The sequence below is a fragment of the Rubripirellula reticaptiva genome (assembly GCF_007860175.1).
Taxonomy (GTDB): domain Bacteria; phylum Planctomycetota; class Planctomycetia; order Pirellulales; family Pirellulaceae; genus Rubripirellula; species Rubripirellula reticaptiva.
This window is the reverse complement of sequence record NZ_SJPX01000003.1, coordinates 1,021,908-1,043,861: the sequence shown is the minus strand read 5'-3', so window position 1 is coordinate 1,043,861 and position 21,954 is coordinate 1,021,908. Positions and strand designations below refer to the sequence as shown.

The following is a 21,954-nucleotide window of genomic DNA, read 5'->3' as shown; positions in this document are numbered from 1 at the left end:
ACGATCAGACAAACTGACGTTGCATCGCGTCCAGAAACTCTTGCAGTTGGCTGGCCGGCAATTGGTTGATTCCCGCAGCCGCTTTACGCCCACCGCCGGTCGGAAACTGCCGAACTAAATCATCGGCGCCAACTTTGGTTGCCAGCGGCGCGCGGACGCTGACCAGATAGTCGCCCGACGGTAGCAGGCTGAGCAGAGCGTGGGCACGGTCAGGATTCAAGCGTGCGAGTTCGTTGCTGTACACGCCACTGACTCGGCGCGAAAACGATTCGCATGGGAACTCGAACGCGGCGCATTTCTCAGTCGCCAAAACCGGTTCGATCGTTCGAGCTCGCGTCATGTCGCTGCGAAAACCTTCGTCAAGCGTCTGAAAAGTCGTATCGGAGGCGATGAATTCAAACGGGTCGGCGTAAGGAGAAACTCGCCGATAGAGTTCGCCGGGTGCGAAGAATAAATCATCCAGCGTGCTGCCATAACCGTTGTAATTCAGCAGCGTCCCGAGCGTTTCGAGTTGGCCGAGCTGCGTCTCGTTCAATGCAAGTGGACTCGCCGCCGACCGAGCCGCGTCGTACAAATTGTCGCCGTACAGTGCCACCACAGCCCACGGCAAAAAAGCGTCCTTTAAATATCGATTTACCAACAAGCCCGTGCAAACGTCGCCTGCGGTATCGATATGTGAAGTCAAGTGCGGCGAGTCAGGGATCTCGCCTGCGAAATGGTGGTCGAAATAGACTACGGGAACATCGTCACCTAGCAAGCGAACGAGGTCGTCGCGGTTCTTATCCAGCGAGATGTCCAGCACTGTGACACTGTCGCCGGCCTTAACGTCGACCCGTCGAAGCAAATCAATGTCGCGTTTGACGCCCGTTACTAGCGTACTCGGCCGAGGATCCGCGAGCCGTAGTTGGTGAAGGGCACAAATACCATCGGCATCACCGTTGAAGACATCAAAGTGGGTCACGAACAGATCCTGGATCAGAAGAGAATAGATTTGCCTGACCAGAATAACTGCAGCGTGCCGATTCGCAAACAGGAACGCAGTCTCTCGATGCAGTAAGATACCCCAGTCCAAATTGACGTCACTGTGTTTGTGAATTTAAAAACGTGTCTAGGAACCTCCCATGCGAACTCTGATGTTTGCCGTTGCGATTGCTGCGATTCTTTCTGTTTCGGTTGCCTGCTCTACGGTATGCCTTGCCGTCGGCGATGCGGCCGATAGGGCTGGAACCGACGAACGCCCCAATATCATCGTCATCTTGGTAGACGACATGGGGTTTTCGGACATGGGGTACGGCAGCGAGATTCCGACGCCGAATCTTGATGCGATGGCGGCGGGCGGAGCCAAGTTTTCGCAGTTCTACAACACGGGACGATGTTGCCCGACCCGGGCTTCGCTTCTGACTGGACTGTATTCGCACCAGGCCGGTGTGGGCTGGATGACGACCGATCAAGGAACGCCTGGGTATGCCGGCGGACTGAATTCGAACTGTGTCACGATTGCCGAGGTGATGCGAGAGGCTGGTTACTTGACCGCGATGACGGGCAAGTGGCACGTCGGATTCGAGCATGGCGTCACTCCCTGGGGACGAGGCTTCGATCGCAGCTTGAACTTGCCGGCCGGTGGCGTCCACTTTTCGAATCAGACCGGATCGAAGGGTGGTTCGAAGATTTTCTTGAACGGCGACAGCATCGCCAAAGACGATCCGCGATTGAACCCACCGTGGTATGCCTGTGACCTGTTTACCGATCAAGGCATTCGTTTTGTGGACGAAGCAATTGCGGCCGACAAGCCATTCTTTTGGTACCTCGCCCATACCGCGCCGCACTTTCCCTGCATGGCTCCCGAAGCAACAATCGCAAAGTACCGTGGCAAGTACATGAAGGGCTGGGATGTGCTGCGTGAAGAACGTTACGAACGCCAGATCGAGTTGGGACTGATCGACAGGAGCTGGAAACTTGAACCTCGGCCCGACGCGATCCCGGCTTGGGATTCGTTATCTGCCGAAGAACAAAAACGCTACGACGACATGATGGCGATCTATGCCGCGATGATCGAAGAGATCGACAAGAATCTGGGCAAACTGACCGAAGCACTTCGATCACGAAATGAACTGGACAACACGTTGATCTTGTTCATGTCCGACAACGGTGGGAATGCCGAGGCTGGCATCAACGGAAAGTACGAAGGCGACCTGCCAGGCAATCCGCATTCGAATGTGTTCATCGGTCGCTGCTGGGCTCACTTGAACAATACGCCCTTTCGCATGTACAAGCACTACAACCACGAAGGTGGCATCGCCACACCGTTGGTCGCGCATTGGCCGGCCGCGATCAAACCGAGCGGCGACGAAAAAGACTGGATCACCACACCGACTCACTTGATCGACGTGATGGCGACCTGTGTTGATTTGGGCCGTGCCCATTACCCAGCACAATTTAACGGCAACGCGATCACACCCATGCAGGGGCAGAGCCTGAAACCGCTGTTGACCGGCCAAGGCACTTTCAACGATCGACCACTGTTCTGGGAACACGAAGGCAATGCGGCGATGCGAGTCGGCGACAAGAAGCTGGTCCGCGTGAAGGGCGAACCGTGGGAACTGTTTGACTTGGCGACGGACCGAACCGAGCAAGATAACCTTGCCGAGTCCGAGACGGAAACGCGAGACGAGATGGTGGCGGCGTGGAGAAAATGGGCGTTAAGTTCGGCTGTATTGCCCAAACCTGAACCGAAACCGAATGGCGGGAAATCGAGGGCGGCAAACCCGAAGAAGAAACGCCAAAAGATCAAGTCTTAGCAAGACTGTGCGTCCCGATGCGGGCCGTCATGCGGCGAGTCGATTCAAGCTGCTCACACAGCAAGTCGATTGGATGATAAGTTGGCCGACAAAATAGGGTCTCTCATTTTTCGTTTTGCTCGTTGCGAGTTTCTGTATGGCTAGCGGTTTGTTGTTGTTGCTCGACGACATCACGACAATTCTCGATGACGTTTCGATATTGACGAAGGTTGCTGCTAAAAAGACCGCCGGCGTCTTGGGCGACGACTTGGCTCTGAACGCTCAGCAGGTTTCGGGTGTCGACGCCAGTCGCGAATTGCCAGTCGTGTGGGCAGTCGCGAAGGGATCGCTATTGAACAAGGTAATCCTGGTCCCGTCGGCATTAACGCTTAGCGCGATCGCACCTTGGTCAATTGACCCACTGTTGATCGCCGGCGGTGCTTATCTTTGTTTCGAAGGCTGCGAAAAACTGGCGCATGCGTTCTTTCATGATCCGGAAGACGAAAAACACGCTCGAGAGCACGAGTCGTTGATCGCTGATAACTCGGTCGACATTGTGGCAGCCGAAAAGACCAAGATCGCCGGCGCGATTCGCACCGACTTCATTTTGTCGGCTGAGATTGTCGTCATCACTCTGGGGACCGTAGCGACGGAACCATTCATGACGCGAGTCGCCGTTTTGGTGGCGATTAGCCTGTTGATGACGGTCGGCGTCTACGGTTTAGTGGCGGGAATCGTCAAGCTGGACGACCTTGGTAGACATCTGATTCTGACCAGTCCGGCTAAGCCAGCGTCATCCCTGCGACGGTCGATTGGAACGTCGATTCTAACGCTGGCGCCGTATCTAATGAAATTCTTGTCGTTGGCCGGCACGGTCGCGATGTTCTTGGTCGGCGGCGGACTGCTTGCCCACGGAATCGCGCCGATCCACCATTTCATTGAATCGGTCGAACATCGCGTTGCGGCGATCGAACCAATTGGTGGATTTCTGGCCAGCATTTCGACCATGGTACTGAACGGAATCATCGGCGTTTTGATCGGCGCGATTGTATTGGCAGTGGTTTTGTTGGCAAAAAAGATATTCGCGAAACCGGCCAGCCAAGCCTAATTCGCGATCTATTCCAAGTCGCGGTCTCGCACGCCCAGCAAATACAGAACAGCATCTAGTCCCAGCGTCGACATTTGGTGTTCGGCTGATTGGCGAACGATTGGTTTTGCGTGGAATGCAATACCGAGTCCCGCGCGAGCCAACATTGGCAGATCGTTTGCGCCGTCACCGATCGCGATCAACTGCTTTCGGTCGACGCCCTCGGCATCTGCAAGCGACTGCAGCAATTCGGCTTTTCGCTGGGCGTTGACGATTTCGCCTGTCACACGTCCAGTCAACTTGCCATCGACGATTTCCAGCTCGTTCGCGTAGACATAGTCAATCTTTAAACGCTTTTTCAGGTACTCGCCGAAGTACGAAAATCCGCCCGACAAAATAGCGGTTCGATATCCAAACCGACGCAGTGACGTTAGCAACCGCTCGGCGCCCTCGGTCAACTCCAATCGCTCGGCGATGATCGGCAACACCGACTCCGATAATCCGGCCAGCTTGCTGACACGCTGACGCAGCGATTCATCAAAATCGATTTCACCTCGCATTGCCGCTTCGGTGATTGCGATGACTTCGTCACCAACGCCTGCTTCCTTGGCCAGCTCGTCGATCACTTCGGCTTGCAGCAGTGTCGAATCCATGTCGAACGCGACGACGCGGCGGTTCCGTCGAAAGGCGTCATCTCGCTGCCAAGCCAAGTCGAGTTCCAAGCTGCTAGAAAGTTCCAGAAGACTGGCTTTCAGTTGGTTTTTGTCACGCGGTTCGCCGCGGATCGAGAACTCGACACAGGCACGAGTCAGCTTGCTGGTGGGGATGCGGGGGGGGCGACCGGACAACCGAGTGATGACGTCGATGTTCAATCCCTGTTGCGCCAACATGCTGCTGACGGCGCTGAACTGTTCCGCAGTCACGGCCCGCGATAGCAGCGTCAGAATGAACCGTGACTTTCCTTGGCGATCGACCCAGGCGTCATAGTCCCCGTCGTGGATGTGCCGCGGCTTACACCGCAGCCCCAACGACTCGCCACGATCCTGCATCGCTTCGATGACTCGATCAGGATCTTGTTCTGCTGGAATTTGAACCAGCACACCCAACAGCAGTGACTGGTGGATCACCGCTTGGTTGATGTCGATGATCAAGCAACCAAAGGATGCCAACAATTCGGAAAGCGACGCGGTCAATCCTGGCCGGTCTTCACCGGTAAACCGAAGCAGTACCAATGAAACTTTGGAATCGACTGTCACGGCTTTGTCCGACGAGTGATGTTCAGTGATGGGTTCCATGACGCGTATGGTAACGAACGTGGGATTCTTTCCGAGACCACACAATCTGGCTGCCAGCAGACCCTACGCAAGGTGCCGAAGATCTTGGCTCCGCAAAGCGACGCAGTCGCTGTGGGAGTCGACCGGGATGATCGCCGGCTTACCGAGTCCGTTTACGGCGAAGATCCCCCACTTGTGGAACGATGGATGCTAGAATGAAAGGCAATCGGTTCCGATCCATTTGCTGCAAATGAAAACTGTGACGAAACTTCTCGCATTCACCATCGCACTGTCTGTTTGTGTTTTGGCGAGCTTGTCAGCTCTTTCTAGCCGGACAGCCATTGCAGACGCACCGCCGGCGAATGACCAAAATCTGGCCACCGTGACTTCGTTCGTCTCGGACAACTGCATTGGTTGCCACAGCGGCGGGGATGCGAGCGGTGGATTGGACTTGGAATCTGTCGATTTCTCGGCCGAAACGCTTGCGGCGGCGAACTTTGACAGCCGTGTCTGGGAAGCGATCCTAAAACGAACCAGCACTCGGCAGATGCCACCAGCCAGCGAGTATAGTCCTGATGAAGACGGTTTCGATCCGGATCGGCCGAGTGAGGAGGCGTATCAGGCAGTGACTTCGGCGATGACTGATTTGCTAGACCAGCGAGCCACCAAATTTCCGAATCCGGGCCGCACCGAGTCACTTCGCCGGCTGACTCGAACGGAATATCAAAACTCGATCCGCGACTTGTTGGGCATTCCCATCGATGCCGTCGCGATGTTGCCGCCTGATGAGTCGAGCCACGGCTTCGACAACATCACAGTCGGTGAACTCTCGCCGATGCTGCTGAGTCGCTATGTTTCGGCGGCTCAGGCGATCGCCCGATCGGCGGTCGGGCGTGCTGATTCGGGGCCGATCGGTTTGACGGTTCGAGTTCCTGCCGACCGAACTCAATTAGCGCACGTCGAAGGATTGCCGCTTGGCACGCGAGGTGGAACGGTGTTCGAGCACCACTTTGCGGCGTCGGGTCAATACGAGATCGAGTTGCGACTGACGCGAGATCGTGACGAGATGGTCGAAGGCTTAACCGAGCCTCACCAGATTGACGTTTTGGTCGATGACCAGCGAGAGCATCAGTTCACCGTCAAGCCACCACCAGGCCGAAAAGACTTCACTCACGTCGACTCAAACTTGCGAACTCGCATCGACGTAGTCCGAGGCTCGCATCGCATCGGAGTCACATTCCCTAGCAAGGGTGCTTCGCTAGCACAAACCAAACGCCAACCGTTCGACGCCAGCTACAACCGGCACCGTCACCCGCGCGCCGAACCCGCGATTTTTCAAGTTTCGATCATTGGCCCGCTGGCGCCGACGAAATCAGATCGGGCAGACGCCAACGCACGATCGGCAAGCGACAAGCGAATCTTTGTTTGCCGGCCCAGCGATGACGCTGCGGCGCAGGAACGCATGGAATGTGGCGAACAGATCGTCCGAACTTTAGCCCGTCGCGCGTACCGTCGCCCGATCACGGACGAAGACCTAGAGTCACCGATGTTCTTCTTTTCCGAAGGCGATCGCGAAGGCGGTTTTGATGCCGGCGTCGAGTCGGCGTTAACGTCAATCTTGGTAAACCCCAATTTTCTGTTTCGGGTCGAATCCGATCATGCCGAAGACGATGCCGAGCGTCGCTCGGTTCCCATCAGCGACGTGGAACTGGCGTCGCGGTTGTCGTTCTTTTTATGGAGCAGCATTCCGGATGATGAATTGTTGTCGCTTGCCGAGGCGAACCAGTTGCATGACCCCGAAGTGCTGGCCAAACAGGTGACGCGAATGTTGGCAGACGATCGGTCAGATTCACTGACGACGAACTTTGCTTCGCAGTGGCTGTATCTTCGCAACCTCGATTCGATCACTCCCGACCTGCGGTTGTTCCCCGACTTTGACGACAACTTGCGCGAAGCGTTTCGGCGAGAAACCGAAGAGCTGTTCCGCGACATGGTTCGAAACGATCGCAGCGTGCTGGGGCTGATCGATTCAGACTACACCTATTTGAACCAGCGATTGGCCAAGCACTATGGCGTCGGTCATGTCTTTGGCAGTCAGTTTCGCCGAGTCAACTTGCCAGCCGACAGCATCCGGGGCGGAATCCTTCGTCATGGCAGTATCCTGACCGTGACGTCCTATGCGACGCGAACATCGCCAACGATCCGTGGCCACTGGATCCTGAAGAATATCCTCGGAACGGCTCCGCCTCCGCCGCCGGCCAATGTGCCGAATCTAAAGGAAAAGTCGACGTTGGCGGCGACCAGCGTTCGCGAACGATTAGCCCAGCACCGTGCGGATCCGGCTTGTGCCAGTTGTCATGACTTGATGGATCCGGTCGGTTTTTCGCTCGAAAACTTTGACGCCGTCGGACGTTGGCGCGATTTTGATGGTGAACTTGCGATCGATTCCGACGGAATGATGCCGGATGGACAAAGGATCAATGGAATCGACGCCCTGGAAACAGGTATACTTGCGCGTCCCGAGATGTTTGTGTCGACAATGACCGAAAAGCTGATGACATTCGGACTTGGGCGCGGCATTGAACCCGACGATGGCCCGACGATTCGCAAGATTGTTGCATCCGCAGCCGGCTCGGAATACCGATTTAGTTCTCTGATTACTCAGATCGTTACCAGTAACGCGTTTACTCACCGGAGCCTGCGATGATGATTCCTCGAAAAGCACTGTCGCGTCGCACGGTCCTGCAAGGTGCCGGCGCTGCGTTTGCTTTGCCGCTGCTCGACGCGATGATCCCGTCGATGAAAGCAACCGCGGCGACCGCGGCGGCTCCTGAACGACTCCGCCGACTTGGATACATCTATATCCCGATGGGATTCAATCCGGCCGAGTGGATTCCCAACGGGGACTCGCTGGAAACATTGTCACCGACGTTGATGCCGCTTGATCCTGTCAAAGACCAAGTCACGGTGTTGACGGGTATGGATCTGCAGAACGCCTATCCCGGATCACACGCGACGTCGAACGCGGCATTCCTGAGTGCGGCACGAGCGAAACGGACCGAGAGCACAGATTACCGGCTAGGTACAACCGTCGATCAAATCGCTGCCAAACACATTGGTGGTCAGACACAGTTGCCGTCGCTGGAATTGTCGATGGATTTGTTGTCGACGGTCGGTCAGTGCGACAACGGATACGCATGCGTTTACCAAAACAACTTGTCATGGTCTTCGCCGACGACGCCACTGCCCAGCGAAGCCCATCCGCGAATCGTGTTCGAGACTCTTTTTGGCGACGGCGGGACACCCGAGCAACGACAAGCAGCACTGCGCCGCCGCGCAAGTTTGCTGGATTCGGTGACCGAAGAAATCAAGCGACTCAAGCGCGTGGTTGGCCCGGCCGACCGCAACCGCATCGACGGATATCTAGAAAGCGTACGCGAAGTCGAACGTCGAATCGCCAGTGCCGAAGCGACGGCCAAGGACAATCCGCTGCCTGATTTGGATCGGCCGGTCGGTGTGCCGGCTCAGTATGCGGATCACGCACGACTGATGTTCGACCTGCAACTGCTTGCGTTCCAAGGCGACATCACGCGAGTCGTTTCGTTCCAACTCGCTCGCGAGGCCAGCACTCGGACGTACCCCGAAATCGGCGTGCCGGATCCTCACCACCCGATCACGCACCACGGAAACGATCCCGAAAAGCTTGCCAAGATCGCGAAAGTGAACCGGTTTCATGTATCGTTATTCGCCGAGTTTCTACAGAAACTGAAGGCGACGCCCGAGGCCGGCGGCACGTTGCTCGATCACACGCTTTATCTGTACGGCAGCGGCATGGGCGATTCGGACGCACATGACCATACAAACTTGCCGATTTTGGTCGCTGGTGGCGCCGCGGGCAACATGCGTGGCGGTCGTCATATTCGTTACGACCAACCCACTCCATTGGCGAACCTGCACCTGACCATTCTGAACAAGGCCGGCGTCCCGCTGGATTCGTTCGCCGATAGCGACGGGACTGTCGAAGATCTGTTCGACCCCGTCAGTTTGTAAGACGCGATCGACAGCAAAGTTGGCTACAATGGCGGCTCCCGCCCCATCCCGCCTTCGGCCCAATCCCACCATGCGTATCCTGGACCTCGTCACGCCGAAGGCACTGTCGCGCGTCGCGAGGCTGCAATTGCTGGCGCGACAAGTGGTCGAAGGTTTCTGTTCCGGTCGCCACCGGTCGCCTCATAAGGGTTTCAGCGTCGAGTTCAAAGAACATCGACCGTATGTCCGCGGCGACGAACTGCGCAACATCGACTGGAAAGTGTTCGCCAAGAGCGACCGACTTTACATTCGTGAATTCGAAGAAGAAACAAACCTGCGCTGCACCCTGCTGGTCGATCGCAGCGGTTCGATGCGATACGGAGGCGATCGCGGCGGCAAAGGAATCACTGCGGGATCTGAGTCGCTGACGAAATACGACTACGCCCAACAGCTTGCTGCGTCGCTCGCTTATTTGCTATTAGCACAACAAGACGCCGTCGGGTGCATCACGTTTGACGATCAACCTCGCGATATCATCCCGACTCGCAGCCGCCCGTCGCATTTGCGTGCAGTCATGACGGCGCTTGCATCGGATGCAACGAAACGCGAAACCGACTTGGGCGGCGTGTTTCAAAAGATTGCGTCCAAGTTGGGCCGACGAGGACTGGCGATCATCATTTCCGACGGAATGGGTGACGTTGCCTCGATCAGCCGCGCGTTGACGCAGTTCCGTTCCAAGAATCACGAGGTCCTATTCTTCCAGATTCTTGACCCAGACGAAATGGACTTTCCATTCACCGGCCGGGTTCAGTTTCGCGATCTTGAAAACGAAACGAACGAGCACGTGGTCGATTCACGTTCAGTTCGCGACATCTATTTGCAACGTTTGGCCGAACACCAATCAGAACTGCAAAGTGCTTGCCGTCGAAACCGCGTCGACTATTTCCCAGTCACCACCGATCAACCGTTCGACGATGCGTTGCACGAATACTTTGCACTTCGCCGGAGGCTGCGGTGACGCTCCTTAACGGCCTGCTCGCTCTCGGTGCTCTAGCCTTCACAATCCCGCTTGCAATTCACCTGCTCTTTCGCAGTCGATTCCGCACGGTGAACTGGGGCGCGATGCACTTGCTCGACGATGTCGTGCGAGTCAATCGGCGACGGATCGAGCTGATGAATTTGTTGCTGTTGTTGCTGCGCTGCATGCTGCCGATCCTGTTGGCGTTCTGTTTGGCTCGGCCCGTCTTGACCGGTTTTCGCGCGCTGCCCGGCGACGCCGCCCGGACGGTGGTCGTTGCCATCGACGACAGTCGCAGCATGGCGGCGCGTGATTCCGATGGGCAAACGCGGATGCACCACGTTTCGGCGGGGCTTGCCAAGTTTTTCAAAACTCTATCGCGGCGCGACGAAATCATCCTGGTCCGCACCAGTTCGATTGATGCCGTCGTTGGCTCGATGGGCACCGCTGACGCGATCGACCAAGTTGAAAACATGACCGCAACGGGTGGTCCCGTTGACCTTGGTCGATTGGTTCGAAGAGCGGTCGAAGTATCTGGCGACGCCGCACACCCCCAGCGACAAATCATCGTGGTATCAGACTTTCAAAGTCACATGGTCGGCGACTCGGCGATTGAATCGCTAAAGCGTCTAGAACTGTCGCTTAAAGAGCAAGAAATCCGTCCAACGATCAGTTTCTTGAATGTCGGTGACCAATCCAACACGCTGGACAATGTTTCCGTCGAATCGATCACCTCCGACTCACCAGCCGTCGTCGCTGGACGCAGCGCAAAGTTTTCAGCCCGCATTCGCAATTCAACCGATCATACGATTCGGGACTTGCGTTTAGCTTGGACTGTCGCTGGTCGACCGCTTGACACGCGAACGATCACACTGCCGCCGCGCTCATCGACGATCACTCGGCTGACACATAAAGTAGACATTGTGGGCGTTCATCCGGTTAGCGTTTCGATTGAACATTCAGACGCGTTGCCCGATGACAACGAACGAGTCATCGCAGTCGACGTGATCCGCGAGATCAACGTGTTGATGGTCAACGGTAGCCCCAGCAACCGGCCGCTCGAAGGCGCAACTGATTTTCTGGCGATCGCGCTCAGCCCGTTTGCATTCGGTGGACAGGACCAACCCGACGCGGTTCGAAATCAGGTCACAACCAAGACAGCCGCTGTCGTGGAAATCGACAAACAGTCACCGGACATCGTCGTCTTGGCGAACGTTGACGACGTGACCAGCGAGCTACGCAAACGTTTGGCACTATTCGTCGAGCGTGGCGGATCCTTGGTCGTCTTCGACGGCGACAAGCTGAAACCAGAATCGTACAACACGGTATGGGGCGATTCAGACGACGGCTGGAAATTGCCGGCACAGCTTGGTGATCGCGTTGGCGGACCACGATCGGACAATGATGATCTCCCCCGATACTCGATCGGTCAATTGAACAACCTCTACGCGCCGTGGTCGATCATCGGGTCCGGATCCGGTGCAGACACAAGCACGGGACCGATCAGCGAGATTGCCATCACAGGGTACCGAAAACTTTCCCTCGACGAGTCGGGGCCGGAAACTGCCACCACCACAAAGTTGTTGTCGTTCTCATCAGGCGATCCGTTGGTCGTGCGGGCTCGGCGCGGCAAGGGCCAAGTGGTTCAGTTTGCGATTCCCTGCGACGCATCCTGGTCGAACTTACCGCTGCGATTGGTCTTTTTGCCGATGATGCAGCAAATGGTGTTGGACTTGGCCGGGTCGCAAAAGCAAACAACGGTCGATGTGGGTTCACCGATCGATGTGCCCGTCATCGAACTGACATCGCAATTGCCGGCCGATACAAAGATCGATCAGAAAGCTACGGCAACCTACTCGTTTGAAAATCCCAACCGAGTTGAAACGGCAATTCAGCCGTTCATTTACGAACAGTTGGATTCACTGCAGGTCTCTCGCGCAGCGACGCCAGGCGTGTATCAATTCCGGCAGCACTACTTTGACTCGAAGGGCGAACCAATTGTCAATCGAACCATTCGTGTTGCCGAGGTCCCGGCAGCCGAGTCTCAATTGCGCGACGCCGATAAATCACGACTGAACCGGGCTGCCGAACTGGTGGACGCATCGGTCTATCGAGACCTGGAATCATTGCAGTCGGATGACCAGACTCGGCGATTCGGCCGCGAAGTCTGGCGTTGGCTGTTGGTCGCGTTGTTGGTGGGACTGGTCGGTGAATTGCTATTACAGCAGCGTCGATTCGGACGGTGGAAGTCACCGCTGATTGCTCGTGCCCGCCAAACCGCAGGAGCCCGCTGATGTTAGCATCGATTCGATTCGCCAGTGACCTTTCGCCTTGGTTGGTATGCACTGCGGCTCTGATCGCCGCGGCGCTGGTGGCGTGGTTGTACCTGCGTGAGACCCGCAATATCGAAGGACCGTTAAGTTTTGTACTGCCGGCGTTGCGGGCGTCCGCGGTCGCGATGGTGATCTTGATTTTGGCCGGCCCCGTCTGGCATCGACGCGTGACCGTGGGAACGCTTGGTCGTGTCGTGTTTGCGATCGACGCATCACAAAGCATGAACGTTTCCGACAGCGAAACCGCCTCGGCGACTCCGAGCCGAATCAAACGTGCAATGGGAATGTTGACGGGCGAGGCTGGGTCGGAAGGTTGGCTCGAAACATTGAAGACAACCCACGATGTGGACGTCGTCGCGTTCAGTTCCGGCGAACCCGTCGCAGTGTGGTCAAGCACCGACGAAGATTACGCTTCTGGCGAAACCGACTCCATCGCTTTTCTATCGGTTGAACCGGATGGAACACGCACCGACTTGGCGTCGGCAGTTTCCGCACTTAGCCAGCATCGTTCCGCGGTGGGCGCAGGCAATCCCGAGGACTCTGCCGAACTAACTCAAACGGCACTCGTCGTGATCTCGGATGGCCGCGACAACGTGGGTAAATCTGCAATCGACTTGGCGGGGCCGATGAAGACCATCGGCGCGACCGTTCACACGATCGGCATGGGCAGCGAAACGGAACCAACCGAAGTCGCAATCGTGAAAATCGATCATCCCGATTCAGTCGCGTTCGATGGAACGCTCGCCGGAACGATCGTGCTGAATCAATTTGGGTTGGAAGGTCGCGAGTTCAACGTTCGGATCGAATCTGGCGAAGGCGGCGACGTTGTCTGGCAAACAGTTGTCAGATCAACCGCCAACGAAAAGCAAACGATTCCGTTCGCGATCGACGTCAAGTCGGTACTGGACAATATGGATGCGGGATCGCAGCGTGGCGTCCGCCGCAGCACCGTGGTGATGGATTTACGTGCGGGGTTGGATCCGGTTCAAGGTGACGGTAGTGATGTCAACAACGCGATGTCGTTTCGCGTCGCTGCTTCGATGCGTGATCGCCGGATGCTGATTTTGGATGGATCGAGCCGCTGGGAGATGCGCTACATCCGCAATGTCTTTGACCGCGATCCCGCTTGGTCGGTCGATACGATTCTATACGGTCCCGGCACTGACAACCTACGTTTGAAACGAGGCATTGAGCCGGGCGAATTCCCCAGCAATCGCGAAGTCATGTCGCGGTACGACGTGATCGTCCTTGGCGAAGTGCCGCCCGACCAATTTGATGCATCTGATGCAAGTTTGATTCGGGAATTCGTGACTCGCGGCGGCGGCTTGATCGTGATTGACGGCCGATACGGTCGCGTCAAACGAGTGGCAAGCGACTTTTTAAGTGACTTAGTCCCAGTGCGTTTTCTCAGCGACGTGTCGACTTCCATTGCATCGATATCGCCTACTCATCTAGGTCTAGAACAACCTCTGTTCAACCTGGGTGGTGAGAAAACTGATCTGGAACAGTTGTGGTTGCAATTGCCCGCGCCACAATCGGCGGTGTCCGTTGAAGTGCAAGAGGGCGCCGAGTCATGGGCGGACATCGTCAACTCCGAAGGCAATCGCTCGCCTTGGTTGGTGACGCGGTTGTTCGGTGCGGGACGAGTCTTCTATGTTTCGTCGGACCAGTCTTGGCGTTGGCGCTACAAAGTTGCCGACCGCTTTCACGCAAGATTTTGGAATCAGTTGATGGCTGCATCAATGCAGCCACCCTATGCGGCTAGCGATGAATATGTGGCACTCGGGACCGACCAGATTGAATATGTCCCCGGCGAATCTGCGGTGATCCGAGCGCGATTGCAAGACACCAACGGCAAACCCGTCGGCGATGCAACGGTCGACGCATTAGTGATCGCCGACAACGAAGTGGTCGCAACCGTTCCGATGTCGATCGACGATCCGGCGCGAGGAACGTATTTGGGCACAACGGAAAAGTTGGCCGCTGGAAGTTATGAAGTCCGCATTCGCGCCAGCGGGTTCGACGCGTCCGCAATGCAAGCTTCGTCGCCAATCTGGGTGGGAACACGAGACAACGTGGAAATGAATCGCGTCAGCTTGAATCGCAATGCTCTGACCGAGATTGCCAGTGCGGGAGGTGGCGTCTATCTGCATGAATCGTCGGCGTCAGAGATCCTGGATTCACTTCGACCGTTGTCATCAGGCGCGATCGTTGAATCGGATGTCTTGGTTTGGCAATCGTTCTATTGGTTTTGGGCTGTCATAGGAGTCCTCGGACTCGAGTGGTGGCTGCGTAAAAAAGCAGGGTTGGTGTAAAGATGGCATCTGTCACTGGAAACTTGCAAAACCCACTCGACCTCAGCCCCACCACAGCGTCGGCGCTGCAGCAGTTCACTCGCCGGCGACGAGCTCTGTTGATCCTTCGCGCCTTCGCGGTCGGATTGGTCGTGGCGATCGCTGCAGTTTCCGTCATCGCGGTCTGCGATTACGTCTGGATATTGTCAGACGGTGTCCGCTGGACGCTCAGTCTGATCGGTTACGCCGTTGTCGGCGCGTCGGCATGGCGATTCGGACTGCGACATCTTGGCCAGCAAGATCCGCGGCAAATTGCACGTCAGCTTGAATCCGCCGATCCGCGACTGCGTGATGACTTATTGTCCGCGGTCGAGCTTGCAGATCCAAACTCTGCCAACGGTTCGGCAAGTTTTCGGGAGCGTCTGCAAACCAGCGTCGGTCGTCGCACTTCGATGGTCAACGTGACCAAGCTGTTGCCGATTACTCTGGTCAAAAGATGGATGATGTGCGCGATGATCCTTGTCGCGATCGTATCGGCGATGCTGCTGATTCCGCGAGCACAGTTCGCCCGTCGGTTTGCCCGTGCCATGCTTCCTGGTCTGTCAATCCAGCGGGCGTCGCTAACGTCACTGACGATCGTGACACCGGACCCCGCGACAGGTTTCGTGGCCGAAGGCGACGCGGTTGGTGTGATCGTGCGCGTCGGTGGCGTGATGGCTGACAAAGTCACGTTGCAGTGGCGAATGGATGATGGCACGGATGGCCAAACGCCCATGTCGATCCGAATCGCAGGCCCTGCGACCGCTAAAGCAAAATTGACGGGCGACGAAGAACCAAGCCTACCGCGAGGCGAACTGTTTGCGGCAAATGTTTTGGTTGGAACCGAACCGATGCATTACCGAATCGTTGGCGGCGATGCGATCACACTGTGGCACACGCTGACACCGCTGCCCCGTCCGAGTGTTGTGTCTTACGAGAAGCGGTACGAGTTTCCGGGGTATGCAAACCTGGATGACCGAATCGAAGAAGCCGAACACGGTGACCTGGAAGCGATCATCGGAACTCGCGCTCATCTGACGGTCCGATTTGACGAAGCAGTCGAGGAAGCGGCGGTCCGTGTCGGGTCACGTGGTCCAGAATATGAACTGTTACCCGTCGATGGTTCGCGAGAAGTCTTTCGCACGATGATTCCTATCAAGACACCGACTCAGTACCAAGTCGATGCGACCAGCCAGCGTTCAGGCTTGAACAATCCCTTCAGCCCGCAAAACACAATTACACCAATCGCTGATCGACCGCCAAGCGTTGTTTGGTCGGCCACGCAAGCAACCGAGTTGATGGTTTCGCCTTTGGAAGTCGTTGCGTTGTCGGCGATTGCGACTGACGACTTGCCAATGGACCGAGTCATCCAAGAATTTCAAGTCAACAATTACGCGTTGGTCGAGCGCAACGTTTCCATTCCTGGATCGGATCGACAAATCGAGATCGATTGGGACTGGGACCTATTGCATCGCGAGTTTGACGGTCAAGAATCAACCAAACTAGCGGGCGGCGATATCGTACGAGTTCGACTGGTCGCCATCGACCGACTTGGTCAACGAGGTGAATCGCCGTTTATCGAATTGTTGGTTGCGGACGAACAATTTGACCGAGACCGTCATCAGAGACTCGACAAACTCGCCAACTTGGCCACGCTGGTCGACGAATGGACAAACCGCGCGACGAAGTTATCCGAAAACCTTCGAGTTGCCTTTGATTCATTCGATCCCGAAAACGTTCGGGCCGTACAAACGGAACTTGATGAACTTACTGGGACGACAGATCCGCTGATGACACGGATTCAGCAACAAATCTCTGATACCACCAACCTTCCTAACGCTCGAACGATTGAATTGGTGGGCCGTGGCATACAGAACCTTGATCTATCACTGAGGCATGTGTTTGCATCGGGACTATTTGCGGCTGATGAGCAACATCCCGCGTGGAAGGAAGAGCGAGAAAAGGAACTTCGTAGCGCGTCAGGAAAGTCAAAGTCGATCGCCGCTCAGGCCTCGCGTCTCAATCAACTCATGCGAAGCCACTTTGGTACAGATTTCACGATCGCGATCGCGTCCGATGTTTCGTCTCTTAACCGCAGCTTGCGTCCGTTGATTCGCGCCGAGAACACGGATGGAACCAAGATGCCGTTTGAACGGTTCGGTCGTTACCTGACCGTGATTATGGGGCGAATGAAAGAGATCGACCGATTGGTCGAACGGCACAAACTGACGATGCCTGAATCAACGCTTCGACATTTCCAAAACCAATGGAGCCGATGGTCCGAAAGTTGGCAAATTCGTTTCGAAGACATCACTCAGGAAATGCGACCAGAAGGCCAACTGAGAATTTTAGTCGAGTCGTTTGGCAATGAGGTAATGAACAAGTACAGCCACGGCATGAACGATGATCGGTTGTCGCCAAACATCCAGTCGATGGTTCGCGACATTCAAAAAGAAATTGGTGCGATCGGCGAAGCGATTGAAAAGATGGAACAAGCCGGGCAGGGTGCCACTCGAGCGCGCGACCGAGTCGCCAGTGAAAAGGACTCGCAAAAAGCCGCACAGTTTGCCCGCGACGCAAACTGGAACGATCATGAATTCGATTCGACTCGATCAGAGTGGAACATTCGTGTTCAGCGCGAGGTCAAACTGCATCGATCGCTACCTTCGGTTGACCTGCAGTATGCGGCCGATTTGAACTTAATCGACCGAGCGATCAAAAACGTTACCGAGAATGGATTTGTCGACTATCGCGACGAGCCCGCTTCGGAGGTTCATCGCGCTCTGGCGTCGGCATTCAATGTCATCGAAGCCGTTCACGAAGTCGAAATGGGACTCCGCGAAGTGCGTTCACTCGCTGAATCGGAGCGAAAATTGGTCGCCGATGCCACAGCAAAATGGGGACACGCGATGTGGCTAGAACAATACGCCGCCGCGATGGAATGGCCAGTTCGGTTACTGCAGAAACTTAAATTAGATTGGAAGCTGATTGAGCCTATCGATCGTAGTCGACACAACGAAGATTTCTCGACGGCCCGAGACCGCATGTCGAAACGGCGATGGAGTAGCGATGACATGATCGCCGCGGGCACGCCGCTGCACGCGTTAGCCCAGAAACTTGCTGCGGCGATTGCGACATTGCAACCGAATGTGGCCGAAGCACGCGCCACGATTTCGAAGTACGTGTTGACGCTGCCCGAACAGGCGAACAAAGCGGCAAAGATGGTCGAAAAGGTCAAGAAACAAGTCGACGAACGGAGCGACGATTCGGCTCCGACGGCCGAAGAACTTGCGGCACAGCAGACACCGGCGATGACCGAGGTCACCCAGACGCTGGAAGCCTTGGTCGATTTTGCCAACACGGCTGATTTGAATTCCGCCGAGAACCGTGAATTGGCTCGCGACGCTGACGCTGCAGTCGCGCAAATCCAGGACGCGAAGCAACGATCCGAAGACGCAATGGCGGAAGCCAAAGATGCAGTCGCTGAAGATGATGCGGAACGCAAGAAATCACTCCAGGAAGCTGCGACGGCGATGGAGGAGCTTGCCACGTCGCTGCGTCAGACCGCTGAACACTTTGAAAAGGCAGCCAGCGGCGAAGACGTTTCCCAGTCGCGTGACGAGCTACGCAAGGCTGAACAAGAATTGAAGATCGCCGATGAACTTGAGCGACGTTTCAACCAAGCCAAAACCATCGCCGACGCAGCACAAAGCCGCCCCGAAGAATTGTTGAAGCGGCTAGAGCAGGAACTTAAACGCAATCAACCGATGCAGCAGGAATTATCGGACATTGCGAAACAAGCCGTCGACCAGGCCAAGAAGTCGCTGGAACAATCGGCGCGTGATGAAGCCGGAATGAACCAAACACTGCAGCGCAGCGACGATGCTTTCCAAGAAACCAAAACCCGTGTCACCAAACAACTCGCCGACGTCGCCCGTCGCACGGGCATGGTGAACGATGCGTTACTGAACACTGGCAAACGAGCTAGTGAATCGGCAGCGACGCCTATGTTAAAGGAATCCGTTGAAACGGTTCGCCAACAGTTGAAAGACGCAGTTGATCAGACGAACCAAATGGGCGGCGAAAACGCTCCGCTAACCAAGATTCGCGAAACGGCAAAGCAAATGGCGATAGCCGTTGATCAGGCGTCCAAACAACTACTGCCAATCGACAATTCGGCCGCCGATGCTGCGGAAAAAAAACCGGTGGATCTAGCTGATGATCAACGCGAAAAGTTGGCTCGTGAACTTGAACGATCCGAACGCGATGCCATGAATCAAGCGTCTCGTGCAGCCGGTGACATTCGTAAAGATTGGCAGCGAACGGTTCAAGAAGCGAACCGGCGAATGCAAGCGGCCCAGCGGAAGCAGCGCGACGTCAAACGTGAACAAGGCAACATCCAGGATCGAATCAAACGCGAACCAAAGCAAAAGGAGTCGTTGGAAAAAGAGCTCGCGCGAACAGAAACACAACTAGCCGAAGCACAGCAAGCCGAAGCGGCGGCTCGCCAAACCGCTGAGCTTGCCAAGTTGATGGAATCGCAAGCCGAAACGCAGCGAAAGGAATTTGAAAAACAACGACTCGAAAAACTCGATAAACCGAACCCGGCCGCCGAGCTGAGCCAACGGATGACGTCCCGTTCTCGCAGCGAATTGGATGAAATCGGCGAGACGCTGAACGAGATGGTCAAGCAATCTGAAGTCGATGATCAATTGCGAGCACCGGCCGAACGCGCCGACGCGCTCGCGAAGCAGCAACAGCGTGTGGCTGGCGACGTGAACGAAGCGTCCGAAACGCTAAAGCGTGCGGCACGACACGAAGAACGTCTCGATCACCAACAGGAAGCCGCGGCGCTCGATGAATCAGCCCAAAAGATCGACGAAGGAGCGACTCAGGCGGCCAGCGACGCGGCTGAGTCGCTGGACCAGGCTGCAAAAGATGCCAAACAATCTCCCGAAGCGAGTCGCAAGATCGCAGCGGCGGAAACGGCCATCCAGCAAGCGGCCGACTCATTGGGTCAGCAGTTCGGCGACCAAGAACCTGGGCAACCGCCATCGCAAGGCGAAAGACCGGAACCATCACAAGGTGACACCCAGCCCAGCCCAACTCAACAACGTGCTCAGCAGCTCGCCCAAACTCTCGACGAACTCGATCGTTCAATCGCTGCGGAGAAGAATTCCGAGCAAGGTTCCGAGCCGAGCGAAGGCGAGAATCCGTCGGACCAACCGCCTGGGCAAGAGCCTGGCGATAACCCTGGCCAGCAACCTGGTCAAAAACCAGGCCAGAGCAAACCATCGACCGCGGCCGAGGCTTCGCCTACGTTGGCCGGGCTCGTCGAAGCTCAATCACAAGCTGCCGCCAAACAACGGCAAGAACGAATTGATCCGCCCGCGCCGTCGCAGGGACCGCCGAGCCCACCTTCGGATCAACCTTCGCCGCCTGGCGAACCGGGTGATGAATCGAAGGTCGGTGAAATGCCGGACGGTGGAACGGTCGATTCTCGCGATACCGATCGAAACGGAATCCAGTGGGGCGAACTGCGTCAGCGACGCACTGACGACGCTGCTGAATCGGCGGCGCCGAATGTGCCGATCCAATATCGACGCGAAATCGAGGCCTATTTCCGAGCGATCGCCAATCAAGCCGCAGGGAAAGGGAAAGAGTAGACCGATGCACAAGACACCATTCTCGCCCCATCACAATCCAGTTTCCTTGGATCGCCGCCGTTGTTTGTTGGGAATTGGTTCGCTGTTTGCGATGTCCCCCGGAATCGCTGGTAAGTCGTTCGCACAAGAACCATTCGATGATGTACCGTCGTCGCTGTACTTGAAGGACGACATCGACAACGCAGTCGAATCCGGCGTCGACTATTTGGTCAAGGTTCAGCGAGCCGACGGTGCGATTACGGATCGGCGACACGATGTCGCAATGACGGCACTAGCTGTAATGGCGATGGCAGCCATTGGGACTCAGCCATCAACATTGACGGCACGAGGACGGGCGATGCAAAGCGCGATCAACTTTGTTTTGGATCCCCATCATCAAACGATGGAGGGTTACTTTGGTGGCAGCGACAGTTCGCGGATGTACGGCCACGGCATCGTAACGTTGATGCTGACCGAGATGCTGGGGATGGGTGCAACGCCAGAACAAAATACCCGCATCCACGATTCACTGGTCGATGCAATCAAGCTGATTCTGGCAGCACAGAATGTCCGCAAGCCTGAAAACCTTCGCGGCGGTTGGCGGTACACGCCGGACAGTTCCGATTCCGACTTATCCGTTTCGATTTGGCAATTGATGGCGCTGCGTTCGGCCAAGAACGACGGCATGGACGTTCCGGGCGAAGCGATTGAGAGCGCGCTAGACTATTTAAAATTTTCTTACGCATCACCGCTCGACCGCCAGGGGATCCCGCGTGACAAAGTTAGCGGTTTCACGTATACGCCCGGCACGTTCCATCCGTCGTTCACGATGACTGCCGCCGGGTTACTGGCAATGCAAGTTTGCGGCCAGTACGAATCGCCGCTGGTGACCGGAGCGTCGGAGTGGTTGCTGCAGAATCCACCCAAGCCGAACGAGCGGTTCTTTTTTTACGGACTTTATTACTACGCGCAGGCCATGCACCAAGCGGGCGGCAAATACGCTGAGAAAGCCGACAAGTTGGTTCCCGATCTGATGCTGGATCTTCAACAGGGCAACGGATCTTGGATTGCTCGTGGGGGCGAAGAACGAAACATCGGAACCGTCTATGCTACCGCACTAACCCTGCTTAGTCTGAGCGTTCGGTACCACTACTTGCCTATCTATCAGCGATAGGCTCTCCCCCCCCGAAACGAGCCCCAATTGTCGGTGACAAAAAATCCCGCAGCCCGCAAAGTCAACTTAATCGCGCCACGAGTCACGAAGTCGAACGCCGTTGCTCGTTTCGACACTTACGATCCGAGCTAGCGGCATAATCGGCCGATTGAGTTCTGTACCGGCAAGGACTGTCAATGTCGATGGTCCGGTGCTAGGAGTTTCATTGCGATGAGACTCTGAAAAGTTGAGCGGTTCGTGAATTTTGTTGACGTCGAGTGGGATTGCGGCAACAAAACGATCGA

The 21,954-nt window shown here is 56.1% G+C and carries 11 protein-coding genes; 9 read left to right on the top strand and 2 right to left on the bottom strand.

Annotated elements, in window-relative coordinates; genetic code table 11:
- Positions 1–4: 4 nt before the first annotated feature.
- Positions 5–961 (bottom strand): DHH family phosphoesterase, encoded by a 957-nt coding sequence (locus Poly59_RS16525; RefSeq protein ID WP_146535165.1) that lies wholly within the window; start codon positions 959–961, stop codon positions 5–7.
- A gap of 160 nt (positions 962–1,121) precedes the next feature.
- Here Poly59_RS16525 and Poly59_RS16520 point away from each other — a divergent pair, with 160 nt between their 5' ends.
- Together Poly59_RS16520 and Poly59_RS16515 are read left to right on the top strand one after the other, a co-directional pair.
- Positions 1,122–2,798 (top strand): arylsulfatase, encoded by a 1,677-nt coding sequence (locus tag Poly59_RS16520; protein WP_146535164.1) that lies wholly within the window; start codon positions 1,122–1,124, stop codon positions 2,796–2,798.
- Positions 2,799–2,934: 136 nt separating this feature from the next.
- On the top strand, positions 2,935–3,885 hold the full coding sequence (locus Poly59_RS16515; protein ID WP_146535163.1) for a DUF808 domain-containing protein: 951 nt from the start codon (positions 2,935–2,937) through the stop codon (positions 3,883–3,885).
- A gap of 8 nt (positions 3,886–3,893) precedes the next feature.
- Here Poly59_RS16515 and serB read toward each other — a convergent pair whose 3' ends face one another.
- Positions 3,894–5,159, bottom strand: a complete 1,266-nt coding sequence (serB, locus tag Poly59_RS16510) for a phosphoserine phosphatase SerB (protein ID WP_146535162.1) — start codon at positions 5,157–5,159, stop codon at positions 3,894–3,896.
- Between the two features lie 229 nt (positions 5,160–5,388).
- Between serB and Poly59_RS16505 the strand changes: the two genes are divergently transcribed.
- The 7 genes from Poly59_RS16505 to Poly59_RS16475 all read left to right on the top strand — a co-directional run bounded on the left by Poly59_RS16505 (position 5,389) and on the right by Poly59_RS16475 (position 21,670).
- Entirely contained in the window at positions 5,389–7,845 is a 2,457-nt protein-coding gene (locus tag Poly59_RS16505) for a DUF1592 domain-containing protein (RefSeq protein WP_146535161.1), read from the top strand.
- Entirely contained in the window at positions 7,842–9,188 is a 1,347-nt protein-coding gene (locus Poly59_RS16500) for a DUF1552 domain-containing protein (RefSeq protein ID WP_146535160.1), read from the top strand. Before Poly59_RS16505 ends, Poly59_RS16500 begins: the two co-directional genes overlap by 4 nt.
- Before the next feature lie 70 nt (positions 9,189–9,258).
- Positions 9,259–10,185, top strand: a complete 927-nt coding sequence (locus Poly59_RS16495; RefSeq protein WP_146535159.1) for a DUF58 domain-containing protein — start codon at positions 9,259–9,261, stop codon at positions 10,183–10,185.
- On the top strand, positions 10,182–12,479 hold the full coding sequence (locus Poly59_RS16490; protein ID WP_146535158.1) for a BatA domain-containing protein: 2,298 nt from the start codon (positions 10,182–10,184) through the stop codon (positions 12,477–12,479). The genes Poly59_RS16495 and Poly59_RS16490 overlap by 4 nt, the downstream gene beginning before the upstream one ends.
- Complete coding sequence (locus Poly59_RS16485; RefSeq protein WP_146535157.1) at positions 12,479–14,833, top strand: VWA domain-containing protein; 2,355 nt, start codon at positions 12,479–12,481, stop codon at positions 14,831–14,833. Before Poly59_RS16490 ends, Poly59_RS16485 begins: the two co-directional genes overlap by 1 nt.
- A gap of 2 nt (positions 14,834–14,835) precedes the next feature.
- A complete protein-coding gene (locus Poly59_RS16480; RefSeq protein ID WP_146535156.1) occupies positions 14,836–20,517 on the top strand; it encodes a hypothetical protein in 5,682 nt (1,893 codons plus the stop codon).
- A gap of 4 nt (positions 20,518–20,521) precedes the next feature.
- Entirely contained in the window at positions 20,522–21,670 is a 1,149-nt protein-coding gene (locus Poly59_RS16475; protein WP_146535155.1) for a prenyltransferase/squalene oxidase repeat-containing protein, read from the top strand.
- The last annotated feature ends 284 nt before the right edge of the window (positions 21,671–21,954 follow it).

Bases quoted from the DNA above. Each gene is read 5' to 3' on its own strand.
- Poly59_RS16520 (WP_146535164.1), top strand. From the start codon at position 1,122: ATGCGAACTCTGATGTTTGCCGTTGCGATTGCTGCGATTCTTTCTGTT.
- Poly59_RS16515 (WP_146535163.1), top strand. From the start codon at position 2,935: ATGGCTAGCGGTTTGTTGTTGTTGCTCGACGACATCACGACAATTCTC.
- serB (WP_146535162.1), bottom strand. From the start codon at position 5,159: ATGGAACCCATCACTGAACATCACTCGTCGGACAAAGCCGTGACAGTC.
- Poly59_RS16505 (WP_146535161.1), top strand. From the start codon at position 5,389: ATGAAAACTGTGACGAAACTTCTCGCATTCACCATCGCACTGTCTGTT.
- Poly59_RS16500 (WP_146535160.1), top strand. From the start codon at position 7,842: ATGATGATTCCTCGAAAAGCACTGTCGCGTCGCACGGTCCTGCAAGGT.
- Poly59_RS16495 (WP_146535159.1), top strand. From the start codon at position 9,259: ATGCGTATCCTGGACCTCGTCACGCCGAAGGCACTGTCGCGCGTCGCG.
- Poly59_RS16485 (WP_146535157.1), top strand. From the start codon at position 12,479: ATGTTAGCATCGATTCGATTCGCCAGTGACCTTTCGCCTTGGTTGGTA.
- Poly59_RS16480 (WP_146535156.1), top strand. From the start codon at position 14,836: ATGGCATCTGTCACTGGAAACTTGCAAAACCCACTCGACCTCAGCCCC.
- Poly59_RS16475 (WP_146535155.1), top strand. From the start codon at position 20,522: ATGCACAAGACACCATTCTCGCCCCATCACAATCCAGTTTCCTTGGAT.